We start from the raw sequence: 11,614 nt of genomic DNA, 5'->3' as shown, positions 1-11,614 counted from the left end.
CCAGCGCCGTCATTCCGGGGCGCGCCTCTTGGCGCGAGCCCGGAATCCATTTGTCCTCATCTCCCGCTGCACGATGGATTCCGGGCTCGCGCTTCGCGCGCCCCGGAATGACAGAGCGCACCTCATCCCTTCGGCGGGGACAGCGGCTGCACGATCTCCTGGAACGGGGCCAGTGCCTCGCAACGCGCGCTATGCGCCGCGAGCGCCGGATAGCGCGACGCATCGAACAGCTGTGGATGCGCTTCGCGGGTAAAGCGGACGACGCAGGCCACCGCGATGTCGGCGTGGCCGATGCGCGTCCCCAGCCAGTACGGCGTCGTCACCCTGGCGCGCTCGGCCTCGAGCACCTCCAGCACGTCCGCGATCTGTGCCTGGCAGCGCTCGACCCACAGCGCGAGCTGCTCCTTCCGCAGCACGCGCTCGTAGAGCAGGCTGACCGCCTTGTCGCCGAGGCCGGAGGCGAGCGCGCAGATGCGCAAATGCCTGCGCCGCTCGGTGCCGCCGCGCGGCAGCATGGCCTTCTCGGGCCCGACGAGGTCGTCGAGATAATCCAGGATGATCATGCTCTCGATCAGCGCCTCGTCGTCGTCGAGCACCAGCGTCGGCACGCGGCGCAACGGATTGTAGGGCGCGATCTTGTCGGCATCGCCGAAGGTCGACCATGGCTTGTGCTCGAAGGCGAGCCCGTAGAGCCGGAGCGCAATCGCGACGCGGCGGACGAAGGGGGAATCATATTGGCCGATCAGGAACATGGTTCTCGCTCTTCTCAATCATTGAACAACGGCCGATCAGTCTCCACGACGGGCTCGGCGCGACGCAACAAAAATCTCGGAAAGGGAGCATTGCGCCGGCTGCAACGAGGTCCGCGGGCGGCCTTGCGCTCAAAGGCCGTCCTGGATCGAGCGCTTGATCGCGGCGATGGCCGTCTCGTTGCGCTTGTACATCGTCCATTGCTTGATGCGCTTGGCGCGCACCAGCTTGGCTGCCGTCAGCACCCGCATGTGCTCGCTCAATGTCGGCGCGCTGACCCCGAGCTTTTCGGCGATCAGCAATCCGCAGACGCCGTCCTCGACCAGGTCGCCATCTTCCTGCTCGCGAAAATGCCGCCGCGGATCCCGCAGCCATTCCAGGATCTGCAGGCGGCGTTCGTTGGCGAGCGCGCGCAAGGCGACGGCAAATTTCATTTAGCCATTTTGCTAATTACCTAATTGATGTCAACGCTCCCTTGGGCTATCCTGGACGGTATCATGACAGCGACAATGGACATCAATCGGGAGCGGATTGCGGCGACCGAGCCGGTCATCCGTCCGCATATCAGGCGCACGCCGCTTGTTCAGGCCGATCTCGCCGATTTCGGCCTGCCGGCAGCGCCCGTCACCTTCAAGCTCGAGATGCTGCAGCATTCCGGATCGTTCAAGGCGCGCGGCGCCTTCGCCAATCTGTTGCTGCGGCAGGTGCCGCAGGCCGGTGTCGTCGCCGCATCCGGCGGCAATCACGGCGCGGCCGTCGCCCATGCGGCGCAGCGGCTCGGCATTGCCGCCACGATCTTCGTGCCCGACATCACCTCGCCGGCCAAGGCCGAGCGGATCAGGGCTTATGGCGCAAAGCTCGTGATCGCGGGCAGCCGCTACGCCGATGCGCTCGCCGCGAGCGAGGCGCATGTCGCCCAGACCGGCGCGCTGGCCGTCCATGCCTACGATCAGGCCGAAACCCTGCTCGGCCAGGGCAGCGTCGGACTGGAATTGGAGCAGGATGCGCCCGGCATCGACACGCTGCTGGTGGCGGTCGGCGGCGGCGGGCTGATCGGCGGCATTGCGGCGTGGTACGCCGGCCGGACGCGCATCGTCGCGGTCGAGCCGGAACAATCGCCCACCCTGCACGCCGCGTTCGAGGCGGGCGCGCCGGTCGATGCGCCGGGCGGCGGCATCGCCGCCGACAGCCTTGCGCCGCGGCGCGTCGGCGAGCTGATGTTTCCGGTCGCGCGGGCCCATGTCGAGCGCGTCGTCCTGGTCAGCGACGATGCGATCCGGCAGGCCCAGGCGGCGCTGTGGTCGCACTTGCGCCTCGTGGCCGAGCCCGGCGGCGGCGCCGCCGCCTTTGCCGCGGTGCTCTCCGGCCGCTATCGTCCTTCGCCTGCCGAGCGTCTCGCGATTTTGGTCTGCGGCGCCAACACGACGGCGGTGAATTTCGATAGCTGAGTGGGAATGACATGACGGCACCGCGCGGACTGATCCTGATAGCGATCCTGCTGCCGATAATCGGTGCCACCCACGCCCAGAACCGCCAGATCGACGACCGCCCGACCGGCTTTCTGACACCGTCGAGGAACATCGCCTGCCAGTTCTTCACCGACAATGGACAAGGCGTGCTCCGCTGCGACATCATGAACATGGACGCGCGCCCGCGTCGGCCCGCCGATTGCGAGCTCGACTGGGGCCACGCCTTCGAGATGAGCGCGAAGGGCGCCGCAAGCCGCATCTGCGCCGGCGACACCGTGATGGATCCCTCGCTGCCGGTGCTGGCCTATGGCGAGGTGTGGCAGCGCGGGGGATTCACGTGCCGGTCGGAGGAGAGCGGGCTGACGTGCTTCAATGCGATGCAGCGGGGGTTTTCGCTGGCGCGGGGGAAGCAGGAGGTGTTTTGAGATCGTAGGCCCATTGCATGCGGAAAAGCAGGTCCCGGACTTTGCTGTGCGCCATCCAGTACGGCGCCGCCGCCCTTTGATGTGCTAATCAGAAGATTGACGTCAGCGCAGCACTTCGTCATTGCGAGCGCAGCGAAGCAATCCAGAAACTCTTCGTGCAGACATTCTGGATTGCTTCGTCGCAAGGGCTCCTCGCAATGACGGTGAGGAGGCAGCCGCACACTACTCGATGATCGGCACGTGCTTCGCCGCATCTCGCGGCGATCTCCCGTCGAGGCGTGGGTCGTCGTCGATTTCGATCTGGCGGCGGAAGGGGTGGAAGCCGGTGCGCTGATAGAAGGCCACCGCCCCGGGATGATCGAAAGTGCAGGTGTGCAGCCAGAGGCGGCAGAGGTCGCGTGACCATGCGATCTCCAGCGCGCGGTTCATCAGGAAGCGGGCGGCACCCGTTCCGATCAGGCCGGCGGTGACGCCGAAATAGACCACCTCGCACTGGCCGGGTTCGCGGAAATCCAGCTCCAGAAAGCCTTCATCGCGCCCATCCTCGACGAGGGCATAGACCTCGACGCCGGGCGCATGGATGATTGCGGCGAGTTCGGTGTCGGTCAGATGCGGCCGCGCCAGCCAGAGCCAGTTCTCGCCGACGCGGCGATAGAGATCGCGGTACCAGACAAGCGCGGGGGCATCGACCTTGCGCAGGGACCAGTTTCCCGGGGGATCGTCGCGGCGCGCGGGAGGCGCGGTTATCTCCAGATGAGTGACGACGGCGGCGATCTTGCCGTTCGGGACGTCGGAATGGCCGTCGGGGACGATCATGCTTCGTTGCTTCTTTCGTTATGGGCGAGCGGGCCGCGCCGTTTGAGCCACCACAGCAGCGCCACACTCCGTCATTGCGAGCGCAGCGAAGCAATCCAGGATCTTTCCGCAGAGGCAGTCTGGACTGCTTCGTCGCAAGAGCTCCTCGCAATGACGACGTGGAGGCAGTTGAGCGCGCCTCGCGGCATCGAGCTGCGAGGCCGTGCCTACGCCTATCCCTCCCCCTCGTCGCTTGCCAGCACGCCCTTCACTGCCCTCGCCCAGCCGGCGAGCTTCCGCTCGCGCGTGGCCTGGCTCATGTTCGGCTTGAAGCGGTGCTCGAGACGCCAATTGTCGGCGAATTTGGTCGGCTCGGGATAGACGCCCGCATTGAGGCCGGCGAGATAGGCGGCGCCGAGCGCCGTGGTCTCCTGGATCACGGGACGATCAACCGGTGCATCCAGGAGATCGGCGAGGCGCTGCATGGTCCAGTCGGAGGCGGTCATGCCGCCGTCGACGCGGAGCACGACGCTGGCGGTTTCCGAGCTCGGCCAGTCCGCGCGCATCGCGGCCCAGAGGTCGAAGGTCTGATAACAGACGCTCTCCAGCGCCGCATGGGCGAGCTCGGCGGGGCCGGTGTTGCGGGTGAGGCCGAACAGCGCGCCACGGACGCGCGGATTCCAGTAGGGCGCGCCCATGCCGACGAAGGCGGGGACGAGATAAACGCTCTGCATGGAATCCGATTGATCGGCAAGCGGCCCGGTCTCGGCGGCATGCTTGATGATGCCGAGGCCGTCGCGCAGCCATTGCACGGCGGAGCCCGCGACGAAGATCGAGCCTTCGAGCGCGTAGGTGCGTTTGCCATCGAGCTGATAGGCGACGGTGGTGAGCAGCTTGTTCCTGGAGACCACGGGCGTGGTGCCGGTGTTGAGCAGCGCGAAGCAGCCGGTGCCGTAGGTGGACTTCATCATGCCCGGGCGGAAGCAAGCCTGGCCGATGGTGGCGGCCTGCTGGTCGCCGGCGATGCCGGAGATCGCGATGGCGCCGCCGAACAGGTCCGGCGTGCTCTCGCCGAAGCGGGCGGAGGAGTCCTTCACCTCGGGCAGCATCGAGCGCGGCACGCCGATGATCGCCAAGAGCTCGTCGTCCCATTCGCCGGTGTGGATGTTGAACAGCAGCGTGCGCGAGGCATTGGTGGCGTCGGTGGCGTGCACCTTGCCGCCAGTGAGGCGCCAGAGCAGGTAGCAATCGATGGTCCCGAACATCAATTCGCCGCGCGCGGCGCGCGCCCGGGCGCCCGGGACGTGGTCGAGGATCCAGGCGACCTTGGTGCCGGAAAAATAGGGGTCGATGATCAGGCCGGTCTTCTGCGAGATCACCGGCTCGCGGCCTTCTGCTTTCAATTTTGCGCAGATGTCGGCGGTGCGGCGGTCCTGCCAGACGATGGCGCGGTGCACGGCCTGGCCGGTGGCGCGGTCCCACACCACGGTGGTCTCGCGCTGGTTGGTGATGCCAATCGCGGCGATGTCCTTTGCGGTGATGCCGGCGTGCTCGATCGCCTCGCGGCAGACCATCACGGTCGAGGTCCAGATGTCCTCGGGCTCGTGCTCGACCCAGCCGGAGGCCGGAAAATGCTGCGGAAACTCGGCCTGCGCCTTGGCGGCGATGGAAATATCGCCGCGAAACACGATCGCGCGCGAAGAGGTGGTGCCCTGGTCGATGGCGAGGACGAAAGACATGGCGGCTTACCTTGATGTTTTCTTGGATGTGTTCTTGGCGTTTCCCGGAGGGGTCGTTGTGTCGGGCCAAAGGGAGCGGATTGGAGGCAGAAGGTCAAGATTGGATGCGTCGGGTGCCACGCTTACTTACCCTCCCCTGGAGGGGGAGGGTAAGAGAAGGGTCGCGCGAGCCGCTAGGTTCGGCGGTGCTTTAAGGGTGTCGTCTCTGCGTCGCTCGATCCGTACAGCTCGACATAGATGCGCTCCATCACCGCGGTCAGATCGGTCGTGATCTCCAAATTCCAGAACCGGATGACGCGGTAGCCTTCGTGTTCGAGCCAGCGTTGGCGGTCGAGATCGCGGGCGGCCGTATGGTCTTCATTGTGGTGGCCGCCATCGAGCTCGATGATCAGGCGCCTGGCAGGGCAGAAGAAGTCCACGACGTACGGACCGATCGGCGCTTGCCGGCGGAAGTGTGAGCCATCCATCGGTAATTCTTTGAGGGCACGCCACAAGATGCGCTCATGTGGGGTTGTATTCGCCCTCAGCTTTTTCGCGGCGTTACGTCGGATTGATGTTGAGACCATTGCCTTGGCTTCACCCCACCCCGTCCCAAGCTGCGCTCTGCGCAACTTGGGACGACCCTCCCCCTCCAGGGGAGGGTAAGCGACGCCCGTCACGCCGGCAACCAGAAGTCGCGTCCCGGCAGAGCCGACAAGGCTATGACCATCTCGACCAAAATGCTAAATGCCATGTCGGGCCAATGGGGCGGCATGACTTTCACCTCCTTTCAGTTCGGCGTCTTCGTGGCGGCCGTGTTCGGCGCTTATTACCTGCCGCCGCTGCGCGGCTTCCAGGTGCAGCTGCTGGTGGCCGCGAGCGTGTTCTTCTACGGGTTCGGCCAGCCCGAGTTGCTGCCGCTGCTGCTGGTCGCGGTGCTCGGTACCCATGTCTGCCTGGTGCTGGCGTTCGAGAACCGGGCTGTGTGGATGCCGGCCGGCATCGTCTTCAACCTCGGCCTGCTGGCGTTCTTCAAGTACAAGTTCCTGTTCGTCGATGGCGCCGCAAGCCATCTGACCGGCGTCGCGCCGCTCGACTTCCTGCTGCGGCTGCCGCTACCGATCGGCATCTCGTTCTTCGTGTTTCACAACATCAGCCTGCTGGTCGACCTGACGCGCGAGAAACGCACCGCAAGCCTGCGCGAGGTCTTCCTCTACATCATCTTCTTCCCGCAGCTGGTGTCCGGCCCGATCACGCGCGCGGCCCAGTTCATGCCGCAGATCGTGCCCAAGCGGATCAGTGACGTCGCCTTCGTCGAGGCCGCAAAATGGATTCTCGTCGGCTATTTCTTCAAGCTGTATGTGGCGAACAATCTCAACGAGATGACGTCCTACATGGACTTCCCGCTCCACGAGACGCTGCGCACGCAGGACCGCTGGCTGCTCGTGTTCCTCTACAGCTACCAGATCTACGCCGACTTCTTTGGCTATTCCGCGATCGCGCTCGGCCTCGGCCTCTTGTTCGGCTATCGGCTGCCGGTGAACTTCAACCTGCCCTACATCTCGACATCGTTCTCGGAGTTCTGGACGCGCTGGCACATCTCGCTGTCGAGCTGGCTCAGGACCTATCTCTACATTCCCCTCGGCGGCAACCGGCACGGGGGCTTGCGCACCTATCTCAACCTGATGATCGTGATGACGCTCGGCGGGCTCTGGCATGGCGCGAGCCTGAGCTACGCGCTGTGGGGCATGGCGCACGGGCTGCTGCTCGCCATCGAGCGGCCGTTCCTGAAGCTTCTCGGCGACCGCCCTGCGTTGCGCGTCGTCCGGATGAGCGTCGTGTTCTTCTGCGTCACGATGCTCTGGATCTTCTTCAAGCTGCCGAATTTCGACCACGCGATCAGCTACCTCAAGGGCATGTTCATCGCGACGGACGCGCCCAATCCGCCGAAGCTGTTCTATAATCTCGCCCTGCTCTACGCGCTGCCGGTGATCATCCAGCATGTCGGCATCGGCGCGCTGGTCGACGGTCGGTTGCGGCGATGGGAGCCGTATCTCTATGGTGCGCTGGCGGCGCTGGCCTATCTCGAAGCCGGGCCCGACAGCGCCTTCATCTACTTCCAGTTCTGAACCATGCGGCAGGATATGACACTTTCGTGGATGATCAGGTGCGCCGGCGGCGCCGCGATGCTGCTGCTCGCCTGCGGCCTCGCCACCGCGCGCTTCGGCTCGGCCCTGCAGCAGCCGGCCGTCACCACGCGCGACGGCAGCCTCGTCACCCTCAACCGCTATGTCCGGGAGCCCACGCCTGACATCGTGCTGGTCGGCAGCTCGGTCGCGTGGCGCCTGAAGGAGGAATATTTCTCGTTGCCCCGAATCCGCAACCTGGCGCTGGCCGGCGGCTCGCCGGTGACGAGCCTGGAGATCATCGCAAGGCAGAAAAGCCTGCCGAAGATCGTCCTGATCGAGGCCAATGTGCTCACGCGCCTGCCGGACGACGCGCTGATCGAGAAATTCTCCGGCGGCGCGGACAACGATGCGCGGTTCCTGCGCCCGGTGCGAACGGCGGTGGCCGCCTACGAGACCTGGAATCACACCCCGCCAAGCCCCGCAGAGGCGCGCGCGGCGCGGGATCGCCTGCTCGGCGAGCCACCGAGCACTTTCGACAACAAGGTCTATCTCGACCGCGCCGTGCAACAGATGAACGACGAGGACCCCACGGTTGCGGCGCGGGTGAATGTGGTGCGCATCAAGGCGCTCATCGACGAGATCGAGCGGCGGGGATCACGCGCCTTGCTGTTCGAGATTCCCTTCGCGGCGGAGATCGAGGAGTCCCGCTTGGTCAGGATGAGCAAGGCGATCGTCCACACGGCCTTCCCGGATGGCGGGCGCTGGCTGCCGATCCATCCGCCGATCGGCGAGCTGCGCTGGGCCGACGGCGTGCATCTCGACGAGCGGTCCGCCCTGATCGTGGTGCGCGCCATCGAGGGCGCGCTGGCGGCGCGCGGGGCTACACCGCCGCGGTCGTGACGCCGCCATCGATGACGATGGTCTGGCCGGTCATGAAGCTCGAGGCGTCGGAGGCGAGGTAGGCGACGGCGCCGGCGATCTCGTCGGGCTCGCCGATGCGGCGCAGCGGCGTGGTGGCGGTGCGGCGCTTCAAATTGGCTTCGTCTTCCCAGAGCGCGCGGGCGAAGTCGGTCTTGACGAGGCCAGGCGCGATGCAGTTGACGCGGACGCCTTTCGGGCCCCATTCGCCGGCGAGCGAACGGCACAGCGCGAAGTCGGCGGCCTTGGAGATGCCGTAGGCGCCGATCACGGTGGAGCCGCGCAGGCCGCCGATCGAGGAGATGATGATCACCGAGCCCTTGCCGCGCTCGGCCATCTCAGGGATCGCCAGCGCGGCGAGCCAGATGTTGCTCTTGACGTTGCTTCCCATGATCTTGTCGAAGGCTTCGTCGGTGATGTCGAGCAGCGGGCCGTAATACGGGTTGACCGCGGCGTTGCAGACCAGGATGTCGATCTTGCCGTAATGCTTCGTGGCGCCTGCGATCAGCGCCTCGACCTCGGCCTTGCGCGCGATGTTGCAGGGGATGACGATGGCGTCACCGCCGGCCGCATTGATGCCGTCGGCGACCTCCTTGCAGGCCTCCGCCTTGCGCGAGGAGACCACGACCTTGGCCCCGAGCCTGGCGAGCAGCTCGGCGGAGGAGCGGCCGATGCCGCGGCTGGAGCCGGTGACCACGGCGACCTTGCCGGTGAGATCGAACGGGGTGTTTTTCATTTGGTGTTCTCGATGCTTCAACGGCTTCCGTCATTGCGAGGAGCGAAGCGACGAAGCAATCCAGACTGCCTCAACGGAAGGATCCTGGATTGCTTGCTTCGCTCGCAATGACGATGTGGAGAGATCCCGGGACGATCGCCTCTTGATGCCCCGGGATGACGCCAAGGCGTCAGATCAACCCGCCCGCATCGGCGACGCGGCGCTGGTGGTAGTCGGTGTCGCCAAAGGTGTTCTCGATCATGGTGAGGCGCTTGAAGTAGTGGCCGATCTTCGCCTCCATGGTCATGCCGATGCCGCCGTGGAGCTGGATCGATTGCTGGCCGACGAACTTCAGCGACTTGCCGATCTGCACCTTGGCCGCGGCGATGGCGTTGCTGCGCTCCTTGGCGTCCTCGAAATCACCAGCCATGGTCGCGAACATCGACATCGAGCGCGCCTGCTCGGTGGCGACGAACATGTCGGAGGCGCGGTGCTGCAGCGACTGGAACGAGCCGATCGCGACGCCGAACTGCTTGCGCGTCTTGATGTACTCGACCGTGGTCTTGAGCGACTCGTCCATCAGGCCGACCGCTTCGGCGCAGAGCGCGACGCGGGCCTCGTCCACGACACGCTCGATCAGCGCGAGCGAATCCTCGGGGTTGCCGAGCACGGCATCAAGGCCGACCTCGACACCGGTGAAGGTGATGTCGGCGGCGTGCAGGCCGTCTTGCGTGGGATAGGACTTCCTGGCGACGCCCTTGGCATTGGCCGGGACCAGGAACACGCCGATGCCTGACTTGTCGCGACGGTCGCCCTTGGTGCGTGCGGTGACGATCAGGGTGTCGGCGTTCTCGCCGTTGAGCACGACGAACTTTTCGCCGTCGATCACAAAGCCGTCGCCCTTCTTCTTCGCGGTCGTGGTGACGTCGAACAGATCGTAGCGCGAGTTCTTCTCGAGCTGGGCGAAGGCGAGCGTCTTGCTGCCGTCGATGATCCCCGGCACGTGCGCGGCCTTCTGCGCATCGCTGCCGGCATGACGCAGGAAGCCGCCGCCGATCACGACCGTGGCCAGATACGGCTCCAGCACCAGCGCCTTGCCGAGTGCCTCCATCACGATCATGGTCTCGACGCCGCCACCGCCGAAGCCGCCGTCGGCCTCGCTGAAGGGCAGGCCCAAAAGGCCCTGCTCGGCGAGCTTGAGCCAGACCGTTTTGCTCCAGCCGCCCTTCTCCGCCATGTACTTCTTGCGCTGCTCGAAATCGTAGGAATCGGTCAGCAGGCCGTCGATGCTTTCCTTGAGAAGCCGCTGCTCCTCGGACAGATCAAAATCCATGTTTCTCTCCAAATCGGCGGGAATTGTCCTGCCGTCGTCCTCACCCTCAGACGTCATCCCCGCGAAGGCGGGGATCCAGTAAACGTAGCCGCCGGCTGTACTCACGACCGCCGCGGCGTACTGGGTCCCCCCACCTTCGCGGGAGACGACAGCGTCATTGTTGATTCACAGCCCCAGCACCGCCTTGGCGATGATGTTGCGCTGGATCTCGTTGGAGCCGCCGTAGATCGAGACCTTGCGGTTGTTGAAGTAGCTCGGCGCGATCTGGGCGGTCCAGTCCATGCCTTCATTGGAGCCGTCGTCGCCGTGCACGTCGTAGGGCGCGGCGAACGGGCCGATCACTTCCATCAAGAGCTCGGTGGTGGTCTGCTGGATCTCGGAGCCCTTGATCTTCAGCACCGACGAGGCCGGATTGGGCTTGCCCTTGCCGTGCTTGCCTTCATCGGCGACGACGCGCAGCTGGGTCAGCTCGAGCGCCTTCAGCTCGATCTCGCAGGCCGCCAGCTTCTCGCGGAAGGCGGGATCCTGGATGATCGGCTTGCCGGCGGATTCGACCTTCGACGCCAGATCCTTGATGCGGCGGATGCGCTCCTTGGAGACGCCGACGCGGGCGATGCCGGTGCGCTCATTGCCGAGCAGGAATTTTGCGTAGTCCCAACCCTTGTTCTCCTCGCCGATCAGGTTCTCGACAGGAACTTCGACGTCGTCGAAGAAGACCTCGTTGACCTCACGGCCGCCGTCGATGGTCTGGATCGGGCGCACCGTGACGCCCTTCGACTTCATCGAGAACACGATGAAGGAGATGCCCATCTGCTTCTTGGCGTTGTTGTCGGTGCGGCAGAGGCAGAAGATCATGTCGGCGTGCTGGGCGAGCGTGGTCCAGGTCTTCTGGCCGTTGATGATCCACTTATCGCCACGGCGCTCGGCCTTCGTCTTCAGCGAAGCGAGGTCGGAGCCGGAGCCGGGCTCCGAAAAACCCTGGCACCACCAATCGTCGACATTGGCGATGCGCGGCAGGTACTTCTTCTTCTGCTCCTCGTTGCCGAAGGTGTAGATGACGGGGCCGACCATGCTGACGCCGAAGGCGAGCGGCTGCGGCGCCGGATAGGACTGCAGCTCCTCGTTGAAGATGTAGTGCTGCACGGAGCTCCAGCCAGTGCCGCCATATTCCTTCGGCCAATGGCTGACGCCCCAGCCCTTCTTGTTGAGGATGCGCCACCACGTCACCATCTCGTCCTTGGAGAGATGACGGCCCTCGACCAGCTTGCGCCGCGTATCCGGCGGCACGTTGTCGCGGAAGAACTGCCGCACTTCGTCGCGAAACGCCTGCTCTTCTTTCGTGAATGCGAGATCCATCGGATC

General features: G+C 65.2%; 12 protein-coding genes. 4 read left to right on the top strand and 8 right to left on the bottom strand.

Annotation, left to right across the window (positions count from 1 at the left end; genetic code table 11):
• Window positions 1-122: 122 nt before the first annotated feature.
• Both N2602_RS05705 and N2602_RS05700 read right to left on the bottom strand, forming a co-directional pair.
• Complete coding sequence (locus N2602_RS05705) at window positions 123-752, bottom strand: glutathione S-transferase family protein (RefSeq protein ID WP_260382028.1); 630 nt, start codon at window positions 750-752, stop codon at window positions 123-125.
• 129 nt (window positions 753-881) lie between these two features.
• On the bottom strand, window positions 882-1,184 hold the full coding sequence (locus N2602_RS05700) for a helix-turn-helix transcriptional regulator (RefSeq protein WP_057028173.1): 303 nt from the start codon (window positions 1,182-1,184) through the stop codon (window positions 882-884).
• 27 nt (window positions 1,185-1,211) lie between these two features.
• Between N2602_RS05700 and N2602_RS05695 the strand changes: the two genes are divergently transcribed.
• Entirely contained in the window at window positions 1,212-2,198 is a 987-nt protein-coding gene (locus N2602_RS05695; RefSeq protein ID WP_260382027.1) for a threonine/serine dehydratase, read from the top strand.
• 11 nt (window positions 2,199-2,209) lie between these two features.
• The gene (locus tag N2602_RS05690; protein ID WP_172784936.1) at window positions 2,210-2,644 is read left to right on the top strand and encodes a DUF6636 domain-containing protein; all 435 of its coding nucleotides are present in this window, start codon (window positions 2,210-2,212) and stop codon (window positions 2,642-2,644) included.
• Window positions 2,645-2,866: 222 nt separating this feature from the next.
• Here the strand turns inward: N2602_RS05690 and N2602_RS05685 are convergent, their stop codons facing one another.
• The 3 genes from N2602_RS05685 to N2602_RS05675 form a co-directional block, all read right to left on the bottom strand.
• The gene (locus tag N2602_RS05685) at window positions 2,867-3,460 is read right to left on the bottom strand and encodes an N-acetyltransferase (RefSeq protein ID WP_260382026.1); all 594 of its coding nucleotides are present in this window, start codon (window positions 3,458-3,460) and stop codon (window positions 2,867-2,869) included.
• 212 nt (window positions 3,461-3,672) lie between these two features.
• On the bottom strand, window positions 3,673-5,178 hold the full coding sequence (gene glpK / locus N2602_RS05680) for a glycerol kinase GlpK (RefSeq protein ID WP_260382025.1): 1,506 nt from the start codon (window positions 5,176-5,178) through the stop codon (window positions 3,673-3,675).
• Window positions 5,179-5,351: 173 nt separating this feature from the next.
• Entirely contained in the window at window positions 5,352-5,744 is a 393-nt protein-coding gene (locus N2602_RS05675) for an endonuclease domain-containing protein (RefSeq protein ID WP_260382024.1), read from the bottom strand.
• Window positions 5,745-5,879: 135 nt separating this feature from the next.
• Between N2602_RS05675 and N2602_RS05670 the strand changes: the two genes are divergently transcribed.
• The gene (locus N2602_RS05670) at window positions 5,880-7,286 is read left to right on the top strand and encodes an MBOAT family protein (RefSeq protein ID WP_260382023.1); all 1,407 of its coding nucleotides are present in this window, start codon (window positions 5,880-5,882) and stop codon (window positions 7,284-7,286) included.
• A 15-nt stretch (window positions 7,287-7,301) separates the two neighbouring features.
• On the top strand, window positions 7,302-8,186 hold the full coding sequence (locus tag N2602_RS05665; RefSeq protein WP_260382022.1) for a hypothetical protein: 885 nt from the start codon (window positions 7,302-7,304) through the stop codon (window positions 8,184-8,186).
• Here N2602_RS05665 and N2602_RS05660 read toward each other — a convergent pair.
• The 3 genes from N2602_RS05660 to pimC all read right to left on the bottom strand — a co-directional run bounded on the left by N2602_RS05660 (window position 8,167) and on the right by pimC (window position 11,608).
• Entirely contained in the window at window positions 8,167-8,940 is a 774-nt protein-coding gene (locus N2602_RS05660) for an SDR family NAD(P)-dependent oxidoreductase (RefSeq protein WP_260382021.1), read from the bottom strand. The two genes, N2602_RS05665 and N2602_RS05660, sit on opposite strands and share 20 nt — an antisense overlap.
• Window positions 8,941-9,109: 169 nt before the next feature.
• A complete protein-coding gene (gene pimD, locus N2602_RS05655; protein WP_212254142.1) occupies window positions 9,110-10,252 on the bottom strand; it encodes a pimeloyl-CoA dehydrogenase small subunit in 1,143 nt (380 codons plus the stop codon).
• Between the two features lie 165 nt (window positions 10,253-10,417).
• A complete protein-coding gene (pimC, locus tag N2602_RS05650) occupies window positions 10,418-11,608 on the bottom strand; it encodes a pimeloyl-CoA dehydrogenase large subunit (RefSeq protein WP_260382020.1) in 1,191 nt (396 codons plus the stop codon).
• Window positions 11,609-11,614 lie beyond the last annotated feature (6 nt).

The organism is Bradyrhizobium sp. NC92 (assembly GCF_025200865.1).
GTDB lineage: Bacteria > Pseudomonadota > Alphaproteobacteria > Rhizobiales > Xanthobacteraceae > Bradyrhizobium.
This window is presented reverse-complemented; position numbering and strand designations above follow the sequence as displayed.

Coding starts and splice junctions, on each gene's coding strand:
- N2602_RS05705 (WP_260382028.1), bottom strand. CDS start 752: ATGTTCCTGATCGGCCAATATGATTCCCCCTTCGTCCGCCGCGTCGCG.
- N2602_RS05700 (WP_057028173.1), bottom strand. CDS start 1,184: ATGAAATTTGCCGTCGCCTTGCGCGCGCTCGCCAACGAACGCCGCCTG.
- N2602_RS05695 (WP_260382027.1), top strand. CDS start 1,212: ATGTCAACGCTCCCTTGGGCTATCCTGGACGGTATCATGACAGCGACA.
- N2602_RS05690 (WP_172784936.1), top strand. CDS start 2,210: ATGACGGCACCGCGCGGACTGATCCTGATAGCGATCCTGCTGCCGATA.
- N2602_RS05685 (WP_260382026.1), bottom strand. CDS start 3,460: ATGATCGTCCCCGACGGCCATTCCGACGTCCCGAACGGCAAGATCGCC.
- glpK (WP_260382025.1), bottom strand. CDS start 5,178: ATGTCTTTCGTCCTCGCCATCGACCAGGGCACCACCTCTTCGCGCGCG.
- N2602_RS05675 (WP_260382024.1), bottom strand. CDS start 5,744: ATGGTCTCAACATCAATCCGACGTAACGCCGCGAAAAAGCTGAGGGCG.
- N2602_RS05670 (WP_260382023.1), top strand. CDS start 5,880: ATGACCATCTCGACCAAAATGCTAAATGCCATGTCGGGCCAATGGGGC.
- N2602_RS05665 (WP_260382022.1), top strand. CDS start 7,302: ATGACACTTTCGTGGATGATCAGGTGCGCCGGCGGCGCCGCGATGCTG.
- N2602_RS05660 (WP_260382021.1), bottom strand. CDS start 8,940: ATGAAAAACACCCCGTTCGATCTCACCGGCAAGGTCGCCGTGGTCACC.
- pimD (WP_212254142.1), bottom strand. CDS start 10,252: ATGGATTTTGATCTGTCCGAGGAGCAGCGGCTTCTCAAGGAAAGCATC.
- pimC (WP_260382020.1), bottom strand. CDS start 11,608: ATGGATCTCGCATTCACGAAAGAAGAGCAGGCGTTTCGCGACGAAGTG.